Here is a 23,569-nt window from a genome sequence, read left to right on the forward strand (position 1 = left end):
CATGCGCAAAGTCCCGACCAATAACCAGCACCTGTTCTACCAACCGAAGGACGTGTGGGTGGGAGACGTCATGCCCTTCGGCAAGGACGGCACGTTCTATCTATACCACCAGCGTGACACGCGCGACCCCGCTCCGCTTGCCGAAGGACAGCCCTTTGGGTGGTCGCTCGCGACCACCCAGGACTTCGTGACGTACCAGGAACACGGAACGGCGATCCCCCACGGCGGAGAAGACGACCAAGACCAGTTCATCTACGCCGGAACCGTTTACGAGGCAAAAGGGGAGGTACGCGCTTTCTATACCGGGTTTAACCGCAACTACCTGCGAGAAGGCAAAACGTCCCAGGTGCTCATGCAGGCGAAGGCCTGCTCGGATGATTATGCGACGTGGAAAAAGACGGGCGTTGCAGTAGAGCTCACGCCTCAGCCAGGATACGATGGGCGCAACTGGCGCGACCCTTTCGTAATATGGGATGACGACCGGAAGGAATACCTCCTCGTACTGGGCACGCGTAAGGGAGACGACCCCTCCAAAACCCTCCAAACTGGCAGGCTCGTTCACTTTACGTCGAAGGACCTCGAGCACTGGCAGTTCAAGGGCGACTTCTGGGCCCCCGGCCTCTACACCATGTTCGAAATGCCAGACATTTTTAAAATTGGCGATTGGTGGTACCTGGTCTACTCTGAGTACAGCGACGAGAACAAGATCGTCTACCGCATGAGCCGCGATCTCTACGGTCCGTGGGAGAAGCCGAGAGATGACGCCTTCGACGGGAGGGCGTATTACGCCGGACGGACCGCCTTCGACGGATCGCGCAGGATTCTGTCCGGCTGGGTCCCCACGCGCGAGAACGACGATGACCGGGCCAACTGGCTTTGGGGTGGCTCGTTTATGCCCCATGAGGTGTACCAGCGCCCCAATGGCACCCTCGGCGTTCGCCCTCCCCAAAGCATAAAGGATGCGTTCGAGTGCCCTGATGCCGTCCCGGATATCGAGCTTCGCGGAGACCACGAACGAACGGAGTGCGTAATCACCGAAAACGCAGGCGAGATCTTCTGCTTCGAGGCAGACGTGACGTTCAGGGACGCTTGCGACTTCTCAATTCGAGCCTACAAGAATCTCGAGACCGACGAGTCGTACGAATACCGCTTCGACCTCGACGCGAATCGGCTCTCGTTCGACAAGAGCCCCTGTTACAAGTGGTTCCGCGTAATGGATAAGGGGCTTTGGAGGCCAGTCTGGCTCGAGTCCGGGCGTTCTTACCACCTGCAGCTCATCGTTGACGACAACATCCTCGTCCTCTACCTCGACGGTACCGCACTCACGACACGCGTCTGCGAGAAGTTCGGCCACTCGCTTGCTGTTACGGTAACGAATGGCGAACTCAAACTGTCCAACATAGCCTTGGCGAAGGGGCTGCGCGAACAGGAAAAGTAAGCCAGTGAACCTCGTCGCCACAGCGACTCCCCCAGCAAAACACGCGAACAACGGGTCCGGCCGCATTCCGGCGACCGGACTCGTCCTGTGCCCTGATGGCACATGGCCCCGGGCTGCCGACAGCGAGGCGGCCTTAGGGGCCTCGCCTACAGATTCCTGAGTGCGTCGACGAGGGAGACCTTGCCCGCGGTGACCTCGTCGGCCTGCTTGATGACCTTTGCGGGCACGACGGCCACCACAGCGCCGGCGGCAGAGTCGATTCGAGCGATGTGGTCAGAGACGGAGCGAACGGCGAGCCGCTTGCCGACAGGGAGGCAGTCAAAGGTGGCAAAGCGCACTCCTACGGTTGGGATACGCCCGTGAGGCGCTCGGCGGACAGCGCTGTTGCCGCTCGCTGTGTCGAGCGCAGGTGTCGAGAAGTCGCCATATGCCACTACAGATGTATCATGGAGTGCCGAAGTTCACGTGCCCGTGACAAAACGCGGGCGCCAACCCGTCCCGAGCACCACCCCGCCCGTAAGGTGTGGGACGAAAGGAGGACCAGCCGCATGAACATCCCCGAGACACAGAAAGACCTGCTTGCCTACCTCGATCGCATCACGCGCGAGCTTGGCAGCACGCGGGGCGGGCGCATCCAGAACCGTCTCGACCACTTCACCACGGCATCTATAACCGACTCGCTCGCCATCTCGCGCAGCCTGGCAAGTCAGTATCTCAACGAGCTCGTGCGCGCTGGCCTCGTGGTGAAAGCAGGGGCACGACCGGTGTGCTACTTCCACCGCCGCTCCCTCGAACGCTTCTTCCAGTCTCGCATTGAGCGTAGCACCTACCCTTCGGTCGAGCAGCTCTTCGCCACGCTCGGAAACGGCGAGCGACTCGACTTCGACCGCGCAATCGGTCACGAGCTGAGCCTTGCGCCCTGCATCAGCCAGCTCTGCGCCGCGCTCAAGTACCCGCCAGCTGGCCTGCCCATCCTGCTCTGTGGCGCCTCGGGAACCGGCAAGGGTCTACTCGCCGAACTTGCCCTCGAATACGGCAAGAACGTCGGCGTCCTGCAGCAGGAAGCCAAGCTTGTGAGCATCGACTGCTCGCATTACGCAGACGATGCCCGCGCGCTCACTCACGACCTGTGCGCAGATGGCGGGCCTGCAGATCGGGCGAGCGGCGGCATCGTTTATCTCAAGGACGTCGACGCCCTCTCACCCGCTGCCCAGGACGCGCTCTTGGAGTGGGCCTCCGCACAGGCGGGCGCCATTGTGCCAGCCCCTGCTGTGCGCCTTATCTTTGCCACCTCAAACGAGGCAGACAGTACCGAGTGCCGCAGCCTCACGCGTCGCATCCCCATGTCCGCCCAGGTGCCGTCTCTGCGCGAGCGCACCCAGGAGGAGCGTGAGGAACTGACTCTCCACTTCCTCAAGGAGGAGGGCCGACGCATAGGACGCGACATCCTCATAAGTCGCGGAGCCTTCCGAGCCCTCGCCGGCACCAACTTCGAGGAGAACGTACGCGGCCTGCGCGACTGCATCACCAACTGTTGCGCCGAGGCCTATCTAGACACGAAGGGTGAAAGCCTGGAGATTCGCACCTACCAGCTTCCCTCCGCAATCCTTGCCGGCTCCGCACTCGAGCGCAGCGAGAACGACATGCAGCTCATCGACACCACCCGGAGCATCCAAAGCCAGGCGGACGACCGCGCACGGCATGTACTCGACGCCATGCTGGAGCCATACGAGAGCTATCGCGAAGGCACGCTTGATGGGGGCGCGTGCAGCGCTCAGCTGGTGGAGCGAGCCCGCGACCTCGAGGACTACCTGGCGTTCGGGCAAAACCCGGGCCGCTCGAAGTCCGACGCATACGAGCAGATCGCCGACAGCGTCGTCACTTCCGTGAACGAACTCTACTCGATCGATTTGTCCCGAAAGAGCTCGCATCTAATCGCCCAGGGCATCTGCCTCCAGCTGTGGCCGCCCGCAAGCCTCTCGCGTTGGAAGAGCTCCCATGCAAGCGAGCTTTCCGGCATGCGCGGCGTCGTGGCCCAGCGCAACCGCTTTGCCGTTACTGTCTGCGCCTGCATCGCTGATGAACTCAAGGCCACGCTCGGCATCGCACTCGACGATCTCACGTGTCTGCTCGTCCTTGCGCATGCGGCACTCGCACTCGACCCGTCTAAGCGTCGTCGGAGCGTCGGTATCGTCCTCAGTCATGGCTACTCGACCGCCACGAGCATCGCCGACGCCGCCAATCGGATTCTTGACACGAGGGTCTTCGAGGCCATCGACATGCCCTACGACCAGAAGGTTACGGACGTCGCTGTTCCTCTTCAGCAAATCATCGACCGCTTCTCCTACGCAGACGAGGTCGTCATCCTCGTGGACATGGGATCGCTCCAGGATATTTATAAGAGTCTGGAATCCACCTCCGGCATGACGCTCGGCATCATAAACAACGCCTCTACCGGCCTTGCGGTGGAGGTTGGCGCCGGACTTATCGCGGGTCGCTCCGTGCGAGAGGTTCTCGACGATGCTGCGGCAGCTTGCACCTGTAATTATCACATCGTGGCGCGCAACGCCCGACCGGACGCGATTGTCTTCTGCTCCGAAGGCGGACTTGACGCAGCTGCGCGGATCCGCGATCTCGTGGCGCAGAGCCTGCCTGGCGAGTCCCCCGCGCGGCTTGTCGCCGTTGACTGGCGGCAGCTCGCCAATAACGGATCTGAGGATGCCGCCTTCTCCCAGTACAACGTGCGCTCGGTCATCGGCACGGACAATCCGCACGCCGACGGAGTCCCGTTCATTTCGCTCGAGGAACTCATCGCCGGCGAAGGAACGGCCCAGATAGACCGCGCCTTCGCACGCTTGCTCGACGCGGACAGCTTGCGCACGTTCCACCAGAATCTCGTCAAGAACATGACCCTCAGGAACGTGGTCGAGTCCATCACAATCCTTAACCCCAACAAGCTCTTCGGCGAAATCGAGAGTGCCGCAGAGCGGCTCCAGCAGCTCACCGGAGACGTGATTGGCGCTCGTGTGAGCATGGGGCTCTACGTGCACCTGTGTTGTCTCGTGGAGCGCCTCGTGACCAGAAGCCCCATCGAGAACTACGCAGACGAGCAGCGCTTCGCCAATGAACACAACGATTTCGTCGAGGCATTCCGCACGAGCTTCTCTGACATTTCCGCCCATTACCACGTGGAGGTCCCCGTCACGGAGATCGCCTACGCATACGACTACATCAATTCCCGGCATGCCCCGCGCAGGCAGGCCACGCCGAACGATGGGCCCGCGGCTCAGCAGGACGAGTGACGCGCCTCGCAAGCAAAGGAAGGAAGCCAACATCACACGAGCATCATCGATCGCTGCGTGCAAGGCGGCGGGCCTCACCGTGTTCGCCAAGCGCGAGGAGCGTTTTGGTTTTTCGCAAGCAAATGTGGACGAAATCAGCGACCAGATTCCCGATACGCTCAAACATGCAGGGCCCCTATGTGTTTAACCTCATTTTTCCGTGTGCGGTAGAATGGAGTCGTTGAGATCGCGAACGCCTTAAAGGGAGAGTTTTTGTGGATGCGCATCTGGATGGGGGCTCTTCCGCCCCGCTGTATCAACAGGTGCTCGATTTGCTTAAGAGCGATATCGAACAGGGGACATATCCCGTTGACTCGCAGATTCCAACGGAACTTGAGCTTTCTAAGATGTACGGCGTGGGAAGGGTCACGGTTCGCCGCGCAATAGAGGAGCTTGTGGGCGAGGGGTATCTCACCAAGCGGCAGGGGCGTGGTACGTTTGTGACCGCGACAAAGATAATTCGCAAGGTGCATCAGAAGGACGATGTTCAGAGTTTTACCCAAGCATGCGCTGAAAACGGCATGAAGGCGGGCGCTCGCGTCGTTGCCCGCAAGACCGTTGCCGCCGATCGCGACCTCGCTTCTTTCTTTGGCTTGGATGAAGGCTCTGACCTCATCTTGGTCTCACGCGTGCGTACCGCAGACGGCGTGCCGGTCCTGTTCGAGAACAACTACTATCCTGTCGATGGATTCGAATTTCTCAAAGATATCGGTCTCTCCAATTGTTCGATATTCGAGGCCGTGGGGGAGCGTACGGGTAGGTATCCCTGCTCGTCCGATCCCTGCAGGCTGGAGATCGCCCGTGCGGGAATTGATGCCGCCCGCGAGCTCAAGGTCCCAGTAGGGGAGCCGCTGTTCTTCATGAACGCGGGCTTTCTCGATTCCAACGGAGAGCGCTTCTGCTATGGCAGACAGTACTACGTGGGTTCGCGCTACAGCTTCGATATCTAGCGGCTCTGTCTCACACAGCGCTGTTCTCGTATTGCCGCGGCAGGTCCGTTTAGCGCGTAAAAGTTACCACTTATAGAACAACCTAATATGTTTCTTGACCGACGCCTTCATGCAGGTTATACATAGAACAACCTAAGATGTTTGCCTATACGTGAAGGATTTTTGGCAAGCATCGTTGCTCTGGCAGGAGGTTAAGAATGCCGGATGCCAAACAGGAGAAGCCCAAGCGCAGATTCCATCTCCAGCTTCCCCATGTGTACACCATCGCGTTCATGCTGATCGTGTTCTTCGCGGTGCTCACATGGATCGTCCCATCGGGTCAGTTCGACCGCCAGACCATTCAGACGGCCGCGGGCGAGCGAGAAGTCGCCGTAGCCGGAACGTACCAAGAGGTCGACAAGGTCTACACCGATTCGGAGACGGGGGAGACCGTCGATCTGCGACAGGGCATCGATGCCGTCCTGCAGGCTCCCGCCAAGGGCATTCAGGCTGCGGCCGATGTCGTCGCGTTCGTCCTGCTGATCGGCGGATCGTTCGCCATCGTCACCAAGACCAACGCCCTAAACGCCGGCATGAGCCGCGTGATCAAGAAGCTGAAGAACAAGGACATCTTGATCATCCCCATCTCCATGATCCTGCTCTCGATCTGCGGCACCACGTTCGGCATGTCCGAGGAGGCGCTGCCGTTCTACGCGATCTTCATCCCCATCATGCTGAGCATCGGGTATGACTCCATGACCGCGTTCATCATCTGCTTCCTCGGCCCCAACCTTGGTTACTGCGCATCCACTATTGATCCTTTCAACGTGCTGATCGCCCAGGGCGTTATCGGCATCGAGGGAAATCCCCAGCTTTGGCTCCGCGCCATCCTGTGGGTCATCTTCACCGCCGCGGGCATTTTCTGGGCCATGCGCTACGCGCGCCGCGTCAAGCTCGATCCCAAGTCCTCCATCACCTATGAGGACGATAAGCAGAAGCGCATCGAGTTCTCTGTCACCGATGCCTCTATCGAAGAGGAGTTCACGCTTCGCCACAAGCTCGTCCTCATTGATTTCGCGGTCGGCATGGGCGTTATCGTGTGGGGCCTCGTTACCCAGGGCTGGTATATGGACGAGATCTCCATGGTGTTCCTGGCCATGGGCCTTCTTGCCGGCATACTCGGCGGCCTGGACGAGAAGACCATTGCGGAGGAGTTCGTCCGCGGAATCGCCGACTTCGCCTACGCAGCCTGCATCATCGGCATCGCCCGCGGCATCCTGGTCGTCGCAGAGGGCGGAATGATCATCGACTCTATTCTTAACTGGCTCGTCGGACTCCTTGCGGGCGCTCCGTCCTTCATCTATACCACCTTCATGTACATCGTCCTCGGCCTGCTTTCGCTGCTGGTTCCTTCCAGCTCCGGCCTCGCTGCACTCACCATGCCCGTCATGGGCCCGCTGACCGAGCTTATGGGCCTCAATCCCGGGGCTGCCGTCACCGCTCTGCAGTTCGCGAACCAGACCGTCAACACCATCAGCCCCGTTGCGGGCATGACCGTCGCGGGTCTTGCCGTGGCGAAGATCTCCTTCGGGCAATGGTGGAAGACCATCTGGAAGTTCTTTATCTTCATGGTTCTGTTCGGATTGGTCGCGACTGTGATCTCCGGCCTACTGCCGATGTAGGAGGTGCCCAGCATGGATTTAAGCGCTTCCACACCCCGTCTGCGTCGCGAGCAGGTCGCCGGCATGAACATTCACTACATCATGTGGTCGCTCGATTACTTCCTTGATGCTCAGCAGCGCCTTGGCTTCAAAACCATCGAGCTTTGGGCGGCCGAGCCGCACGTGACGCTGGACCACACGGGGTATTTCGAGGCCGACGAGCTTCGCCGCAAGATCGAGTCCCGCGGACTCTCCGTGAGCTCCCTGTGTCCGGAGAACGTGGTGTATCCGTGGCAGTACGCTGCCAGAAAGCCCCTCCACGCGCAGCGGAGCCTCGCTTACTTTAAGCACGGCATCGAGCTCGCCGAGGTGCTCGGCGCCCCGTATATGTCCATCAACTCCGGTTGGGGCGATTGGGACGAGGACCGCGAGGAGGCTTGGAAGCGCTCTGCCGAGCACTTGGCGATTCTTGCGGACTATGCCGGCGAGCACGGCGTGACCCTCTGCATGGAGAGCCTGAGGCCGGAAGAGAGCAACTTGGTGGTTACACTCGCGGACGCCAGGCGCATGCTTGACCAAGTAGCCAGCCCGCACCTTACTCCAATGGTGGACACTACCGCTATGGGAGTCGCCGGCGAGAGCCTTGAAGAGTGGTTTGCCGAGTTTGGCGATGGTGCCATAAGGAACATGCGCTTCATTGATGGCGACCCATATGGCCATCTGGTTTGGGGCGATGGAAAGCACAGTATGGACGATTTCGTACGCGTCCTCAACGCGCATGGGTTCGAGGGCTATCTTGGTCAGGAGATCACCGATGGAAGGTATTTCGATGATCCCGCAGCAGCGGACCGGCACAACATGGACGCCTTCGAGAGGTATTTTGTCGACTAGCGCGTAGCTCCCATTCGCGTGGGGAAGTCAACACGCTTGACGAGAAGACTCGCAGTAAACGTTGGCGGATTCGTCCGCCGTATCGAAAGGAAGAATAACAATGAACGCACATGATCTTATCGCCGACGCAATCGCTGAAAAGGGCGGTTTCGATAGCGTCTTCTGGGTTGCCTGCGGCGGCTCCCTCATCGACCTGCTGCCCGCCCACGAGCTGCTCAAGCGCGAGGCGACTACGTTTGCCAGCGAGGCGTATACCGCCCGCGAGTTCGATATCATGCGTCCCAAGCGCCTGGGCGAAAAGTCCCTTGTCATCGCTTGCAGCCACTCCGGCAACACCCCCGAGGTAATCGATGCGTGCTCGATCGCCAAGGCGGCGGGCGCGACCGTTATCGTGCAGACGGACAACGCGGGTTCCGGCATCGATAACGGTGAGTGGACGTGCTGGGTATATCCGTGGGGCGAGGGAGTTCCGCAGGCGGAGGTGCCCGCCGGCATCTCTTTGGCTCTCGCTTCCGAGCTCCTGGATCAGCAGGAAGGTTATGCCGACCTTGCCGACATGTACGAAGGCATCGCCAAGATGGACCAGATCCTGCCTGCAGCTCGCGAGAAGGTCAACGCCGAACTCTGCGACCGTTTTGCCGCCCTGTGCCAGGACCACAAGTTCCTGTATATCTTGGGGTCCGGTCCCGTGTTTAGCCAGGCCTATGGCTTCGCTATCTGCTCGCTTATGGAGATGCAGTGGCAGAGCTGCGCCTATATCCACTCCGGCGAGTACTTCCACGGCCCCTTCGAGGTGACCGAGCCCGGAGTCTTCTACTTCCTGCAGATGTCTTCTAGTGAGTGCCGAGCCATGGATGAGCGCGCCCTCGCATTCCTCGAGACCCATACCGACACTCTTATGGTGCTCGACGCCATGGAGTACGGCATGGACCAAGTACCGGCGAGCGTTCGCGCGTTCCTTGATCCAATCCTGTTCTACGCGATGAACTGTGAGCTGCGCTCCGCTCGCGGCAAGGTGTTCGACCATCACCCGGACGTGCGTCGTTACATGGGCATCGAGAAGTACTAGCGATTTTAAAACGGGGTGCGAGGCGCGTTGAGACGTGCGAATCCCTCGCGCCCCGTCTGCTCGCCGTAACCACGGCGGTTTACCTGAATGGAGATAACCATGGCAGCCTATCCTATAAGCGTGCTTGGCTTTGGAGACAACGTTGTCGATAAGTACGAGCACATCAAGACCATGTATCCCGGCGGCAATGCAGTTAACTTCGCCGTCTTCGCCAAGAAGCTCGGCGTCGATCGCAGCGCCTACATGGGAATCTTCGGATCAGATGAGGAGGCCGAGCACGTTATAGCATCGCTCGAGGACGAGGGCGTCGAGCTTCTTCGCTGCCAGCAGGTCCTGGGCGTCAACGGCGCCGCTCGCGTGACCGTTGACGAGACCGGGGACCGTATCTTCCTGGGCTCCAATGAAGGCGGCATACGTGGCGACATGCGCTACGTGATAGACCGCTTCGCCGCCGAGTACGTCAGCGGCTTCGATTTGGTGCACAGCGGCAACTACTGCTTCACCGAGCGCGAGCTCCCCAAGATCAAGGCTGCCGGCGTGCCTATCAGCTTCGACTTCTCCGATGACTCCACCGACGAGTACTTCGGGCAGATTGCGCCATTTGTGACGTACGCCTTTATGTCCATGGGCGACGCTTCCCTGGAGGATATCAAGGCGAAGCTCGAGTGGGTGAAGGCCCTTGGCCCTCAAATCGTATGCGCATCGCGCGGGAGCAAGGGCTCCGTCGCCTATGACGGCGAAAACTTCTACGAGCAGGGCATCAAGCCCGTGGCGCCCGAGGAGCTCAAAGACGCTATGGCGGCCGGCGATTCACTGCTGACGGCGTTTTTGGTCACCTATCTTTCCAAGAAGAAGGCCGGCGAGTGCGGCGAGGCCGCGATTCGCGAGAGCTTGGACTTCGCTGCCGGTTTTGCGGCGGAGACCTGCAAGATCGAGGGCAGTTGGGGCCACCCGCTGGTCTACGAGAACTAGTTTTTTGTCGTGGCGGGGTGTCTTGGGGCGCCCCGCATTGCGTTAGGAGTCAAGATGTCCGTTCGTGCCTGCGCGGCAGGATTTTGCTGCGCCGATGTCTACCAGAATCTGGATCCCCTGGGTTGCATCCAAGGGGGCCTCTCAGGAGCGCTTCGAGGGGTGCTTCTTGAGTATATGAAGGCAAAAGGGATATGCAATCTTCATATACGGCCTTCTTTTAGAGGGCGTTGTCCTTACTCTTTCATCTCCTTGCCTATGGACATTTTGTCCATAGGCAAGAGTCCATGGTCGAGATCATGGTGAAGTTCTGCGGCCAGTAATTACTGCATTACATATTCTGTTGTCACCTGGGAGGCTCGCTTTTGCGGGCCTCTTTGCGTTGCTAAGGGGCCATGGTCTGTCGATAAATAAAGCGCCCGCTTGCGGGGGAGCAAGCGGGCGCCGTTGAGCGAATATGTTTGCGGCCCTAGCCGCTGCGGGTGATGGGTCCTCGACTAGTTAGTCGTGCCGGAATCGTCGCCCGAATCGGAGCCAGAAAGCGAAACCGTCAACGTGATCGTGCTGTCGGTGGACTGCTTGCCGGTGGGGGAGACGCCCGTGACGGTGGCGTTTTCGTTGCCGCTCACGGGGTTGCCGTTCTGGTCGCAGAACGCGATGTTGTAGAAGCCGGCATTGTTGAGCGCGGTGACGGCGGCAGAGATGCTCTTACCGTACAGATTGCCCGGAACGCTCGCCTTGCCGGACTTCTTGGCAATGACGACGGTAATCGTGGCGCCGGGCTTCTGCTTGCCGCTGGGGTTCCAGCTAATCACCGTGCCCTCGGTAACCGAGTCGTTCTCCTGATAACTCACGTTAACGCCAAAGCCGGCCATGTCGAGCGCATTGCGCGCCTGGGACTCGGTCATGTCAGTCAGATCGGGAACAGAGGTGGTATCCGGGCCGCTCGAGACCTTGTACGAGATGGTCGTGCCCTTCTCGACTTCTTTGCCGGCATCGGTGCCCTGCTCAAAGACCTGGCCTTCCTCGGCTTCGTTGGCTTCCTCGGAAGCGCTGCCCTTAAGGCCAACGCTTGCCAGCGCTGCCTCGGCCTGGTCCTTGGTCAGGCCAACGAGCTGCGGAACCTCAACCTTCTCGGAGGGCTTGGGGCCCTTGGAGACCACCAGGTTCACGCGCGTGCCCTTGGGCTTCTTGGCGTTGCCGTCGGGGGTCTGCTCGGCAACCTTGCCCTCGTCGACGTCGTCGTTGTAGCTCTGGTCGACGGTGCCGACCTCCAGGCCGGCTTCCTTGATCAGCTCGACGGCAGTCTGCTGGTCCTTGCCCAGCACATCGGGCACGGTGACCTGCTCGCCGCCAAAGAGTCCTGTGGCAAAGGCCACCACGATGCCGATGACGGCAACGGCTGCCACCACGGCGGCGATGATCTTGTTCTTGTTGGATTTGGGCTTTTCGACCTCGTAGGAGCCGGTGGAGCCCGAAACCGAGCTACGGGCGGTATTCTGGCCGCTCACGCCCGAGACGGGACGCACCATGGCGCGCGTCTGATCGGAAAGCTCGCGAGTCTTGGTGGCGCCCAGCTCACCGGGGGCACCGATGATGCGCGTGGGCTCCGAGACGTTGACGGCACGGCCCGACAGGTAGCTGTTGAGCACCTGACGAAGCTCGTCGGCGGTCTGGAAGCGGTTTGCCGGGTCCTTCTCCATGCACTTGAGGATGATGCGCTCAAGGTCGGCGTCGACACCGGAGTTGATCTGGCTCGGCGGAATAGGCAGCTCGTTGACCTGCTTGAGTGCGACCGAGATGGCGTCATCACCGTCAAAGGGCACGCGGCCGGTGGCGCACTCGTACATCACGACGCCCAGCGAGTAGATATCCGAGGTGGGGCCGAGGTCCTGACCACGGGTCTGCTCGGGACTGACGTAGTGGGCGGTTCCCAGCACGTTGTTGTCTTGCGTGAGGTGGCTGTTCTTGGCGCGCGCGATGCCAAAGTCCATCACCTTGATGTTGCCGTCGGGCAGCACCATGATGTTCTGCGGCTTGATGTCGCGGTGGATGATCTCGTGCTTGTGGGCGACCGAAAGCGCGGAGCTGATCTGCGAGCCGATCTGGGCGACCTTCTTGGGGTCGAGGGCGCCGTGGCTCTTGATGCCGCTCTTAAGGTCGGTGCCGCGCAGGTACTCCATGACGATGTAATAGGTGTCGCCGTCCTTGCCCCAATCGTAGACGCCCACGATATAGGGGGAGGAGAGACCGGCTGCTGCCTGGGCCTCCTGCTTAAAGCGTGCGGCGAAGGTTGCGTCGCCAGCATACTGCGGCAGCATGATCTTGACGGCAACCGTGCGGTCGAGGACCTGGTCCTGTGCACGGTAGACGGTCGCCATGCCGCCTGTCCCCACCTTATCCTTGAGGAGGTATCTTCCCCCGAGGACCCTCTGTTCCATTCCTGCTCCTAACATAACTATTCGCTCAACGATGTGTGTAGTACCTACGATGTGGCCGCTGGGGCCGTGTGGCGCGTTGCCGCTAACTCTTCGGCCGCGGCGCGCCTCGGGTGTCCGATTCAATCATGGGCATCACGCTCCCTGTGCGGCGAGCGCCGCGGTCAGGACGATGCCGGCAATCTTGGCCGCCTTGACGTCGTGTTTGTCGTAATCCTCCAAGGCCACCGAGATGGCGACCGTGGGTGAATCGTAAGGTGCAAAGCCAACGAACGTCGAGTTGACGTTGGTGCCGCCGGTCTCGGGCGAGCCGGTCTTGCCGGCGACCTTGACGCCGGGGACCTGGGCATCGGTGCCGGTACCGGACTGGACGACGGCGAGCATGGCCTGCTTGACCTGGTCGGCCGTGGCGGAGCTGACGGCCTGACCCAGCGAGCGGGACTGCGTGGTCTTGACCACAGTTCCGTCCGGGGCGAGTACCTGGGCTACAAAGTACGGGTCCATGACCACGCCACTGTTAGCGATGGCGGCGGCAATCACGGCGCTTTGCATGACGGTGGTCTGCGGGCCGGGCGTGTGGTCCATGCCGACAGGCTGGCCGGCGCCGGCCCAAGCGGTCTCCCACTCGGTCATGAGCGACGGGTCTGCCATGATGGAGGCCGCGGAGGTCAGGTCCTGGCCGAGCTTTTGGCCGTAGCCAAAGGCGTTGGCAAACTGCACGAGCGTGTTTGCGCCAACTTCGTTTGCCACCTGGCCAAAGACGACGTTGGAGGACACGGCAAAGGCCTGCTGCAGGCTGATGGTGCCGTAGCTCTCGTTGGCATAGTTGGTGACCGGTGCGTTGCCGATGTCCATGGAGCCGGGCGCCTGGTAGGTGCTGGTAAGGCTGGCGGTGCCGGTCTCGAGTGCCGCGGAAAGCGTAACGACCTTAAACGTGGAGCCCGGCGTGTACAGCGCGTCCATGGCGCGATTGTACATAGAGCCGTCCTCGCCGCCGCCAGCCTGCAGTAGGGCGTCGATGTTGGTGTTGTCGTAGGTGGGCGAGCTGGCACATGCGAGCACCGCGCCGGTACGCGGGTCGATGACCACTACAGCGCCCTTAAAGCCCTTGAGTGCCTGCTCGGCCGCCGTCTGGATGCGCGAGTCGATGGTGAGCTTGGCGGTGTTGCCCGGCTGGGTCTGGCCCGCGAGCGACGCGATGGCGTTGTTCCAGCTGGAGTAGTCCTTAGAACCGGTGAGCGTGTCGTTCATGACGCTCTCGATGGCGGTGGTGCCATACTGCTGGCTCACGTAGCCAACCACGTGCGCTGCCAGGTTACCGTTGGGGTAGGAGCGTACGTAGGTGCCGTCCTCCTGCTGCAGCGACTCGGCCAGCGTCACGCCGTCGGACGTGATGATGGAACCGCGCTGGATGTACTTGGAGCGGGCGATGGTGTGGTTGTTGGTCGGCATGTCCTGATAGTCCTTGGCCTTGATGACCTGGACATAGGTGAGGTTGCCGATAAGGATGGCGAATAGCGCCGTAAAGGCGAGCACCGCACGGGTTAGACGGTTGGCGAGCGCAACGCGGCCGAGCACACCGGATTCAGGCGTGTCGAGCAGGCGACGGCGCATGCGCGAGCCGACGGAATGGCTGCCGCTGCCGTAGGAAGACGAGGTGGCAAAGCGCGTGCCCGTCGGGGCGGCGGCAGATGCGACCTGATCATCGGTGATGGCGGCCATAGTGCCGGTGCCGGTAAGCTCGGCCTCGCGTCCGGTCGCTTCGTCACCGGCGCGCAGCAGGAGCGCGACGATGATAAAGCTCGCCAGCAGCGAGGAGCCGCCCTGGCTCATAAAGGGCAGGGTGACGCCGGTCAGCGGGATCAGGCGGGTTACGCCGCCAACGATCAAGAAGGCCTGGAAGCTGATGGCGGCCGTAAGGCCCGTGGCACTAAAGGCTGCGAGGTCGGATTTAGCGCGGGCGGCCGTGGTGAGGCCACGCACGGCAAAGAGCATAAACAGGATGAGCACGGCGCCGCCGCCCAAAAGGCCCATCTCCTCGCCGATAGCCGAGAAGATAAAGTCGGACTCGACGACGGGGATGTTGTTGGCCATGCCGTTGCCGATGCCAACACCGACCAGGCCGCCATCGGCAAGCGAGAAGAGCGACTGGACGATCTGGTAGCCCTGGCCCTGGGCGTCCTTAAACGGATCGACCCAAACCTGGAAACGCACCTGAACGTGAGACAGGAACTTGTAGGCGCCCACAGCTCCAACGGCTAAGAGCGCAAGGCCGATAACGACATACGAAAAGCGCCCCGTGGCAACGTAGAGCATCAGCAAGAAGATGGTGTAGAACAGCACGGCCGAACCCAGGTCGCGTTCGAAGACGACGACGAGCAGGCACACACCCCACACGGCAAACAGCGGCAGCAGCAGTCGCAGGCGAGGGATCTTAAAGCCCAGGATCTTGCGGTTGGAGATGGAGAGCAGCTCGCGGTTCTCGGCCAGGTACCCTGCCAGGAACAGCACGATAAAGACTTTGGCGAACTCGCCGGGCTGGATGGTAAAGCCTGCGATGCGAATCCACAGCTTGGAGCCCGAGATCGTGGTGCCGATAAAGATAGGCAGCATCAGCAGGATGATGCCGATGATGCCAAAGGTGTACTTGTAGCGCATGACCACGTCGAGGTTTTTGACCAGTGCGAGCGTTCCCACCATCAGGGCCACCGAGACAAACAGGATGATGAGCTGTGAGATGGCGAGAGCGGGGGCGAGGCGTGTCACGAACGTGATGCCGATGCCCGAAAGTATAAATACGATGGGTAGGATGGCGGGGTCGGCGCCGGGCGCCAAGATGCGCACGGCGATATGTGCCGCGGCGAAGGCGGCAAAGAGGCCGATCGGCACGGCGAGCGTCTCAAAGGAGATGGCGGCGCCCGCGGTGAGCACGTACATCGCATACAGCAGGATGACGGGGAACGCCGAGGCGATGAGCAAGAGCAGTTCGGTGTTGCGGCGACTCATAAGCGGCACTCCCTTTCTAATTCTTATCGGAGGCTTCGGCCTCGGCGGACTGTTCGGCGGTTTTCTCGGAATCCGATTCGGAGGTCGAACCCTGGTCGGTGTTATTGCGGATCGTTTGCGCGTCGATCACCTGACGGGTCTGCTCCTCGTCGATCTGATGGCGGTACTTGGAGATGGTGTCCTGTGCGTCGTCGATGCTCGTCTGCTGAATACCTGCCTTAAGGCGATTTTGTGTGTCTTCGGGCAGGTCGGACAGTTTGATGGTGGTCGTGCTGTCGAGCCAGTGCAGCTTAAGGCCGAGCGGCTTGCCGGGAATGCCCCGGTAGACCGCGACGGTGTCCTTGTAGGTGCCCAGGTAGTACGAGCCGGTGATGCCTGCGTAGGCCCAGATGGCTGCCGCCAGCACAAAAGCGATGCCCAGTACGGTGGCAATGGTGATGTTGCGGCGGCGGACGCGCTTTGCCTCGCGCATGACGCCATCGTCGACCAGGTCGACCACCACCACGGTCACATTGTCGTGGCCGCCGGCGGCGAGCGCCGCGTCCACCAAGTTGTCGACGCAAATCTGCGCGGTCGAGGACTGTGTGGCGATGTTTTCGATATCGCTATCGGGAATCATGCTCGAAAGACCGTCCGAGCACAGGATCAGGCGGTCGCCTTCCTCGATATGCAGGGTAAAGTGGTCGGCATACATGGCGGGATCCGAGCCCAGCGCGCGGGTGATGACCGAGCGGTTGGGGTGGACGCGAGCCTCGTCTGCCGTAATTTCGCCGGCGTCCACGAGCTCCTCCACATAGGAGTGGTCGCGGGTCACGCGGATGAGCGTGCCCTCGTGGAGCAGATAGGCGCGCGAGTCGCCCACGTGGGCGATGGCGAGCATGTCGTTTTCGATATAGGCGCAGGTTGCCGTGCAGCCCATGCCGGGCTTGCCAAGCCCGTTGAGCGCAGCCTCGATGACCGCGGCGTTTGCAGCTTCGACGGCGGCCGCCAGTCGTGCGGCGTCGGCTGCCTGCGGCGCTGTCTTGGCAATGGTCTCGACGGCGATGGAGGAGGCTACCTCACCGGCGGCGTGGCCGCCCATGCCGTCGCATACGCAAAAGAGCGGCGATTGCACCAGATAGGAGTCTTCGTTATGCGGGCGCACACAGCCAACATCGGAGCGGGCGCCCCACATGAGCTGCGTGGTCGTGCCGGCGTCGTAGGTCGAGTCAGTCTCGACGCGCTCGTCGGTCAGCGGCTCAAAACTCATGGTCGAGCCGGGGTCCTTAAGCTTGGCCTCCACGGCGGCAACGTCAATCTCGGCCGTATCGCCGGGCGAGACGGTGTCGGCATCGTTGCTCGGGTCGTTGACGTTGGGCGTGGCTGGCTCTTCGGTTGTACGGTCGACAGGCTCGTCGTCTTGCGGGGCGACGGCTGCAGGCTCGGACGCTGCGGCGGGTGCCGGCGCTACGGGAAACACCGGTGCCGCGGGCTCGGGAGCCGCAAATACCGCGGAGCTCTCGGTAATCGCCGTGGCGACGGGTTCGGCAAAGTGAGCCGGCGCGGGCGTGTCTTGCGGGACCGCGGGCTGCTCGGCAGCGGCGTGCACGCCGATGGGGGCGTTACCGCCGTCAGCGGCGTTCTCGTCGTCGGTCAGCGTTGGATATTCTTGCGTTACATGCGAAAGAGGCAGGGAGAACACGGTGTCCTCGGGTTCCACGGGCACAGGGCCCGCCGGGGCGGCATGAGCCGGCGCGGCCGCGGGGGCGGCCGACGTCTCGGACATGGTTGCGGACTTGTTCTCCTCGTCGATCATCGACGGTTCACCTTCATGACCACGTCGCCAATCTGGACTTCGTCGCCCTCGCGCAGCGTTGCGGGCTCCACCAGCTGGCGGCCGTTGACGAGCGTGCCGTTAAGCGAGTTGAGGTCCTCGATAATAAGTGCCGGGCCCTGCAGCGAAAAGCGCGCATGCGAGGCCGAGACAAACGGTTCGTTGATGCAGATGTCCGACGACGGCGAACGGCCGACGATGACGGGGCCGAGCATATCCACGTGGATGCCGCGGATGCCGCGCGGGCCCTTGTCCACATCGATCGTCCAGATGGCCGAGTCGCGGCGCTGGCCGCGGACGAGCCCCACGCCGGTCTTCATGACGGCAAACAGGAAGATATAGAGCAGGACGACCAGGACAATGCGGCCTGCAAACAGGACGATATCGATGTTCATAAGCGACTATCCCCTAAATTCGAACGTGCTCAGGCCAAACGTCAGCAGGTCGCCGTTGCGCAGCGGGCAGCGCGTGATGCGGCGGTTGTTGACGAGCGTGCCGTTGGTGGAGTTGAGGTCCTCGATCGACCAGTCCGAGCCCGTAAAGGTGAGCTGGGCATGACGGCGCGACACGTTGGGGTCGCGCAGGGCGATGTCGGAAACCGAGCGCTCGCGACCGATGGTCACCTGTGCGGAGGTGATGGCGTGGCTCTCGCCGCTCACGACGTCGACAAGCTGGGCGAGCGGACGCTGCGGGGCGCGAGAGCTTGCCATGTTGGAGGCGATGCTGGCTGCGGCGCCAAGGCCAGCGGCGGCGCCGGTCGCGGCGGCTCCGCCCATGCCGGCAAGCGCGTCGCGCGAGACGGTTTGGGGCACGGGGATGGGTGCGGCGGCGGGATCGGGCATATTGGGCGCAAAGGGGTCGGCCACGGCAAGCGGGTCGGGAGTGGCAGCACGAGGTGCCGGCTGCTGCTGCGGCATAGCAGCGGGGTGTTGCTGCGGGGCGGCAAACTGCTGCTGGCCGGCGCGCGGGGCGCTGGCGGCACGGCTCGCGGCTGAGTTGTTCTGGCCCAGGCCGTTTTGGTAGGCGCGCTCTTCCTCGTACAGGCGACCGAGCGTAGGGGCATCGACGTTCTCGGCAAAGACCGAGAACTTGCCGCCGCGCAGCTGCGGGTCGATCATAAAGCGAACGAGGGGCTCGCCGACAAAGACGTAGCGGCGCTTTTCGGCCTGCGCTTTCACAAACTCGCGGACCTCGCGCGAAAGCTCGGGATAGAACGGGGCGAGCATGGGATCGTCGTCGGCGGCAATCAGGATGGTATAGAGCGCCGGCGCGGTGTTGACGCCGTTGATCACCAGAGTCTGATCCTCCATGTCGCGAGCGGCCTGCTTGGCAAGCTTCTTAAAGGAGAACGGGGCACGGGTGGTACCGAAGATGCCGGCCACGTGGTCCTCGAAGATGTTCAGGAAGTTCACGAAAGATCACTCTCCGTATAGGTTCTTTGGTATCCGAGCAAATAAAGGCATATCCCGACGATTATAGAGGATAGGATTCCCGTAACCGCTGCCTTGGCGACGACCGGGCCCGCAAGGCTGGCAATTTCCATATGGTGTGCAAGACAAAACGATACGGCCGAGCCGATGCCGGCGACGGCAATTGCGACGATGGCGGCAAGGTTCGATCCCTGCTCGGCGCGCTTGGCATGAGCATTGAGCAGCAGCGATGTTGCCGCGGCTATTGCTGCAACCAGCACGATTGCAGCGAGAAGGAGCGCGTCTCCCAGCGCTGCGACGACATTGCTAAGCCCCAGTACGCCTCCCGCAGAGAGAGCCGCTGCGGCAAGGCGGGCAAAGAGTGCGCCCATGCCCGTGGCCGCCGCTGCGCTTGCCGGGCCGAGCCAAAACGCCGCGATGCTCGTGGCGGCTCCGGCGGCAAGGAGGGCGTCGCCGGTTAGGCAACCCAGCGCAAGCGCGCAGGTGAGCGTCGCGCTCGCAGCCGCCTCGGTGCGTCCCCAAGCAATCCACCAACCGGACATGGCAGCGGCAAAAATGACCGCGACCGGCAGCATCGACAGGATGCCCTGCGACTGCATGGTGGCGTTGGCCATGAGCACCAAAAAGCCCACGGCCGAGATGGCCGAGCCAATCTGCGGGGCCAAGCCTGCCGCCGCGCCAATGGCGACGGCCGCCACGACCAGCCCGGGAAGCGTCGCGACGCCGGCTGTCTGCATAAGCAAAAAGCTGAAGGCTCCGCATGAGAGCGCCGAGATGCCGCGCATGGTGTAATTGCGTGCGCGGCCCCAGCGCGTGCCCGCCCAGCCAAGCGCGGGGTCGACCTCGACGGTGTCATCCTCGTAGCTCGATGGCTCGATATCATCTGCCACGCACTCGTCACTCGAAAGCTCGCCTACCATCTGCTCCAAGCTGCGACGGCCTTCGCGCACGCTCCCCAAGCCGGCAAGGAGTCGGTCGCAGAATGCCTCGATGCTATCGGGGCGGTCTTGCGGCATGGGGGAGAGAGCGCTCATGAGCGCCGCCTCGGCCCCCGGGGGAAAGTGAGGGATCAGTTCGCTGGGATAGGTGGCGCCGCCGATGATGCGGTCGAGCGAGTCGGCAGGCGTGGCCGCCATAAAGGGGGCACTGCCGCACAGGCCCTCGTAGATCACGCAGGCAAGGGCAAAGACATCGGCACGTTCGTCGACCGTGCCGGTCTCGATATCGAGCTGCTCGGGCGGCATGTAGCCGATGGTGCCGCCGCGCGATCCGCCAAAGCCGCCGGCGGACGACAGCCGCGCCATGCCAAAGTCGGTGATCTTTACATTGCCCGAATGGTCGATAAGCACATTGGCGGGCTTTATGTCCAGATGAAGCACGCCGTTTGCATGGGCAAAGGTGAGTGCCTGACCCAGCGCGTCGGCAATGGCCGCGGCCTCGTCAAAGGTGAGCGAGTGGCCGTCCACGCGATGCAAAAACTCGGCCAACGACATACCGTCGACATACTCCATGACCAGGTAGGCATAGGCGGTGTCGTGCGTAAAGTCGATAACCTGCACGATATTGGGATGTTGAAGCATGGCGGCGGTATGCGCCTCGCGCAGCACGTCCATGATGTCGCTGGCGGGCATGCCGGCGCCGTTGATAAGGGGGATGCGCTTAATGGCCACGCGACGGCGCAGATGCGTGTCGCGGCAAATCTCGATGGAGCCAAAACCGCCGGTCGCAAGCGTCTCGAGCGGCTGGTACCGCTTGAGCAGCTCGCGAGAGCTAGTGCCCTCCAAGGGAACGTCCGGCGAGAACCGGGCGGTATGTTGCGAGAAAAGCGGCATGGCCAACCCTCGTGCGTTTAAAGTTCGTTTGCGAGCGGCGGGCGCGGGGCCGAGCCGTTCGCGGTGGCATAGATGCTGCTAGTGTAGCACGCTCAGGCGGATGGCGAGGATGGCGGGATGCGAGGCTGCCTGTCTGGCTTGGCCTTCGTCTCGACCCATCCGGAAAGCGCGCCCCAGTTTGCGGCCAAATACTGGGACACGCTTTCCGAATGGGGTGTGCTGCGGAAACTGCGTCCCAGAATATTGACTCAGAACGGGATACAGTTTCCAGATCGACGCTCAAAAGGAAACCGCATCCCGCTTTGATGCGGGGACTGCGGACAAAAGCTGAACCGTGATCTGGCTCGGATTGGAGTTCGCCTGAATCGTTGATGCTGGCTGGTGTGGGCGTGGAGATAAACGAGCAGCCCGAGCGATATAATGACACGCTATGGAGGTCATATGCTCTTTTCCCGCTGTTCTGCCACATCTGCTTTCGCCATTGCGCTCGTCGTAATGGCGGTTACCCCTTATCACCGGTTTTCATCTTCAATCGGCTTGGCATCAGGTGCAATGACCTGGCTCGTTATCCTTGGCGCATGCCTCGCGGCGTTTGGTCATGGTGTTGCGCTCCGCAAGGGGAGAGAAATAAGACGGCCGGGTCGCCTTGGCGTCTTCGGTGTTTTCCTTGCTGCTATTGCGGTGGTTCCCGAATGGGTCGACTTGGTCTTCTATGCTCGCGGAGATTCTATTCCAATCGTGTTTGCACCAATCTGGTTGTTGCATCGTGTTTCGTGTGCCTTGTGCTTCACTGGGTCGTTGCTCCTCTCATATGTAATTTGGGATACGGCGGGCTCTCCTTTGATACGGGGGGCGGCGCGGGACGGCGAAAGGGGGACCCGCCGATCGCAGAGCACGCTTTTTGCAGAAACAATAGTTGTCCTGTCTTGCCTGCTGTTTTGCTGTCGAATTTCATGGAGAGTCGTTCCCGAGCCATGGGGGATGCCCTCTGTAACGGCCGCATCAATTGGCCTCGTGCTTTTAATTCCGCTGGTCTATCTCGTATTGGCTGCGGTCCCGCTGCTTTGCTGTCCCCGCGCCTTTGGTCGGGGGCAGGGCGACGTGTTTGCCCGTTCTGTGCTTGTAGCAGTTCCCATTGGCCTTGTTCCGGCTGTCGAGGTGGCATACTTTGCAAGCGATGCCGCAGTCATTGCATCACTGTCGATGGGGTCCGCTATTGCTGTTGCCGCCTTCGTATGCACATTGCTAAGGGAGAAACGGGACAACAATTCGGATACCCCTCGCACGTCCGACCCATTCGATGCGGGGGTGTTTTCCCCTGCCCTGTCGCCTCGAGAAGAGCAGTTTGTTCGACTGCTGCTCAAAGGGAAAACGCCGGCGGAAATTGCCAGGGAGACGGGTACGAAGCCATCGACGGTGCGAACAACGCTTCACCGAGCATACGGGAAGGCATCGGTTGCGGGCTCACGCGAGCTCGTGGCATTGTTTGCGGGTGAGGGTGATGCTACAGGGCCTGGTCTGCTGCAGCGGCATGCTGGTGATATGTTGACATCAGTTCGGACGCGCCGGCTGTTTCGATACCTGCTCACAACATTTTTTATCCTCCTTGCGGCGGGCCCCTTGGTAATGGCGGATAGCGATTGGGGATCCGGTGTTTCGCGGGCAGTCGCCTTTTCTCTCGCAAGCTATGCATTGGGTCTCGGACTGCTTCTGTCGCTGCACTACGCGGGTGAAAAACTGAATCGTGAAGTTGCGCTGACTAGAACGGATGGGGCGATTGGGCTCGGAAGCCCGTGCGTATGGGCGGTGCTGTCTGCCGTGGAATGGTCTTTTGTCTATATTGCGGCATGGAGGTGTATATGCGATCCGTTGATGGCTGCGCCGGTCCTGCTGTGCGGCGTGGCATCTACGGTCTCGCTCGCTGTTGGGCTGCGTCCGTTTAAGGTGCATGCCCGTGTCCGGGCTATCGTGCCGTTGGTGTCAATAGGTGCGGCTACTTTAATCCATGCGGCCACTAGGGGGCGAATCCATGGGTTCGCGGTGCTGACGGGGATGTTGCTCACATACATAGTGCTGCGTAGCTGCCCGCAGCGCAAAATGCTTGGGATATGGATGCTTTGCTTTGGGGCGGCGGCTCCTGTCTGGGTTGTCTTGCTCAACATGGTGCAGGATCTGACGGTTTTCGAGCCTCTGTTCCTTGCGTCGTTGCTGGGGCAAAGTTCGGCCGTCAATGTCGTCGTGGCAACGGTGATTGTTTGCTGGTCTGTGCCCATGCTCGTTACGCACATCGTGCTCGTACGCTCGGTTGAGGACGAGAAGGCCGTCTTGAAGTACCGTGCGAACGGGTCCACCGAAGCAGCTCACGTGCGCCGGCTGGCTCTGCTTACGTCGCGCGCCCTGTCCGATGTTCAGGCCCGAATATTGTTGATGACGGCAGAGGGCACAACGACAAAGACCATTGCGCAGGATGTCGGTTACGCTGCATCTACGGTGCAAGCGCTGCGATCCGCGTCCTATCGCCAGTTGAAGATCAAGAACAAAGCAGAGCTTATTTCATTGTTATCGCAGGTAGATAACGTGTAAACGCCTGGATTATCAACTCAATAGCGAGTGTTTACAGACATCTTTCTCCATTCATGCAAAGGTTGCTGTGCGTCGACGCATTGTTAGCCGCTTTTGATTGGAGAAGGCCATGATTAAGCCAAGGAGCGCTATTACTCGAATCGGAGTCGGGTTGGCGATTGCTGCGGGT

General features: G+C 61.3%; 15 protein-coding genes. 8 read left to right on the forward strand and 7 right to left on the reverse strand.

The genetic code is table 11. From position 1 onward, the window contains the following. Position 1: 1 nt before the first annotated feature. Entirely contained in the window at positions 2-1,438 is a 1,437-nt protein-coding gene (locus OGM60_01045) for a family 43 glycosylhydrolase (protein UYI99407.1), read from the forward strand. Between the two features lie 146 nt (positions 1,439-1,584). Here the strand turns inward: OGM60_01045 and OGM60_01050 are convergent, their stop codons facing one another. Then, positions 1,585-1,872, reverse strand: coding sequence for a hypothetical protein (locus OGM60_01050; protein ID UYI99408.1), 288 nt, complete (start codon positions 1,870-1,872; stop codon positions 1,585-1,587). A gap of 114 nt (positions 1,873-1,986) precedes the next feature. On the opposite strand from OGM60_01050, the gene OGM60_01055 reads away from it, so the two are divergent. The 6 genes from OGM60_01055 (at position 1,987) to OGM60_01080 (ending at position 10,301) form a co-directional block, all read left to right on the forward strand. Then, a complete protein-coding gene (locus tag OGM60_01055) occupies positions 1,987-4,740 on the forward strand; it encodes a sigma 54-interacting transcriptional regulator (GenBank protein UYI99409.1) in 2,754 nt (917 codons plus the stop codon). 254 nt (positions 4,741-4,994) lie between these two features. Continuing rightward, positions 4,995-5,729, forward strand: a complete 735-nt coding sequence (locus OGM60_01060) for a GntR family transcriptional regulator (GenBank protein ID UYI99410.1) — start codon at positions 4,995-4,997, stop codon at positions 5,727-5,729. A 197-nt stretch (positions 5,730-5,926) separates the two neighbouring features. Next, positions 5,927-7,390 carry a YfcC family protein gene (locus OGM60_01065; protein ID UYI99411.1) on the forward strand — a complete coding sequence of 488 codons (1,464 nt, stop codon included), beginning with the start codon at positions 5,927-5,929 and terminating at the stop codon, positions 7,388-7,390. Between the two features lie 12 nt (positions 7,391-7,402). Continuing rightward, a complete protein-coding gene (locus OGM60_01070; GenBank protein ID UYI99412.1) occupies positions 7,403-8,260 on the forward strand; it encodes a sugar phosphate isomerase/epimerase in 858 nt (285 codons plus the stop codon). A 100-nt stretch (positions 8,261-8,360) separates the two neighbouring features. Continuing rightward, the gene (locus OGM60_01075; GenBank protein UYI99413.1) at positions 8,361-9,329 is read left to right on the forward strand and encodes an SIS domain-containing protein; all 969 of its coding nucleotides are present in this window, start codon (positions 8,361-8,363) and stop codon (positions 9,327-9,329) included. Between the two features lie 99 nt (positions 9,330-9,428). Continuing rightward, the gene (locus OGM60_01080; protein UYI99414.1) at positions 9,429-10,301 is read left to right on the forward strand and encodes a PfkB family carbohydrate kinase; all 873 of its coding nucleotides are present in this window, start codon (positions 9,429-9,431) and stop codon (positions 10,299-10,301) included. Between the two features lie 494 nt (positions 10,302-10,795). On the opposite strand, the gene pknB is transcribed toward OGM60_01080, so the two are convergent. The 6 genes from pknB to OGM60_01110 all read right to left on the reverse strand — a co-directional run bounded on the left by pknB (position 10,796) and on the right by OGM60_01110 (position 20,817). Then, a complete protein-coding gene (gene pknB, locus OGM60_01085; GenBank protein ID UYI99415.1) occupies positions 10,796-12,739 on the reverse strand; it encodes a Stk1 family PASTA domain-containing Ser/Thr kinase in 1,944 nt (647 codons plus the stop codon). A gap of 132 nt (positions 12,740-12,871) precedes the next feature. Beyond that, positions 12,872-15,742: an FtsW/RodA/SpoVE family cell cycle protein gene (locus OGM60_01090; GenBank protein ID UYI99416.1), complete on the reverse strand. Its 2,871-nt coding sequence runs from the start codon at positions 15,740-15,742 to the stop codon at positions 12,872-12,874. Between the two features lie 16 nt (positions 15,743-15,758). Beyond that, positions 15,759-17,537 carry a Stp1/IreP family PP2C-type Ser/Thr phosphatase gene (locus OGM60_01095; protein ID UYI99417.1) on the reverse strand — a complete coding sequence of 593 codons (1,779 nt, stop codon included), beginning with the start codon at positions 17,535-17,537 and terminating at the stop codon, positions 15,759-15,761. Next, entirely contained in the window at positions 17,534-17,950 is a 417-nt protein-coding gene (locus OGM60_01100) for an FHA domain-containing protein (protein ID UYI99418.1), read from the reverse strand. The genes OGM60_01095 and OGM60_01100 overlap by 4 nt, the downstream gene beginning before the upstream one ends. Positions 17,951-17,956: 6 nt before the next feature. Beyond that, complete coding sequence (locus OGM60_01105) at positions 17,957-18,967, reverse strand: DUF3662 domain-containing protein (protein UYI99419.1); 1,011 nt, start codon at positions 18,965-18,967, stop codon at positions 17,957-17,959. After that, the gene (locus tag OGM60_01110; protein ID UYI99420.1) at positions 18,964-20,817 is read right to left on the reverse strand and encodes a serine/threonine protein kinase; all 1,854 of its coding nucleotides are present in this window, start codon (positions 20,815-20,817) and stop codon (positions 18,964-18,966) included. Before OGM60_01110 ends, OGM60_01105 begins: the two co-directional genes overlap by 4 nt. Before the next feature lie 441 nt (positions 20,818-21,258). On the opposite strand from OGM60_01110, the gene OGM60_01115 reads away from it, so the two are divergent. Then, positions 21,259-23,400 (forward strand): LuxR C-terminal-related transcriptional regulator, encoded by a 2,142-nt coding sequence (locus OGM60_01115; protein ID UYI99421.1) that lies wholly within the window; start codon positions 21,259-21,261, stop codon positions 23,398-23,400. The last annotated feature ends 169 nt before the right edge of the window (positions 23,401-23,569 follow it).

It is taken from the genome of Coriobacteriaceae bacterium, from assembly GCA_025757745.1.
In the GTDB taxonomy this organism is placed as follows: domain Bacteria; phylum Actinomycetota; class Coriobacteriia; order Coriobacteriales; family Coriobacteriaceae; genus Collinsella.

What these genes read in the sequence shown, in the direction of transcription:
- pknB (UYI99415.1), bottom strand. Translation starts at nt 12,739, where the DNA reads ATGGAACAGAGGGTCCTCGGGGGAAGATACCTCCTCAAGGATAAGGTG.
- OGM60_01080 (UYI99414.1), top strand. Translation starts at nt 9,429, where the DNA reads ATGGCAGCCTATCCTATAAGCGTGCTTGGCTTTGGAGACAACGTTGTC.
- OGM60_01115 (UYI99421.1), top strand. Translation starts at nt 21,259, where the DNA reads ATGCTCTTTTCCCGCTGTTCTGCCACATCTGCTTTCGCCATTGCGCTC.
- OGM60_01065 (UYI99411.1), top strand. Translation starts at nt 5,927, where the DNA reads ATGCCGGATGCCAAACAGGAGAAGCCCAAGCGCAGATTCCATCTCCAG.
- OGM60_01055 (UYI99409.1), top strand. Translation starts at nt 1,987, where the DNA reads ATGAACATCCCCGAGACACAGAAAGACCTGCTTGCCTACCTCGATCGC.
- OGM60_01045 (UYI99407.1), top strand. Translation starts at nt 2, where the DNA reads ATGCGCAAAGTCCCGACCAATAACCAGCACCTGTTCTACCAACCGAAG.
- OGM60_01095 (UYI99417.1), bottom strand. Translation starts at nt 17,537, where the DNA reads ATGATCGACGAGGAGAACAAGTCCGCAACCATGTCCGAGACGTCGGCC.
- OGM60_01100 (UYI99418.1), bottom strand. Translation starts at nt 17,950, where the DNA reads ATGAACATCGATATCGTCCTGTTTGCAGGCCGCATTGTCCTGGTCGTC.
- OGM60_01090 (UYI99416.1), bottom strand. Translation starts at nt 15,742, where the DNA reads ATGAGTCGCCGCAACACCGAACTGCTCTTGCTCATCGCCTCGGCGTTC.
- OGM60_01075 (UYI99413.1), top strand. Translation starts at nt 8,361, where the DNA reads ATGAACGCACATGATCTTATCGCCGACGCAATCGCTGAAAAGGGCGGT.
- OGM60_01070 (UYI99412.1), top strand. Translation starts at nt 7,403, where the DNA reads ATGGATTTAAGCGCTTCCACACCCCGTCTGCGTCGCGAGCAGGTCGCC.
- OGM60_01110 (UYI99420.1), bottom strand. Translation starts at nt 20,817, where the DNA reads ATGCCGCTTTTCTCGCAACATACCGCCCGGTTCTCGCCGGACGTTCCC.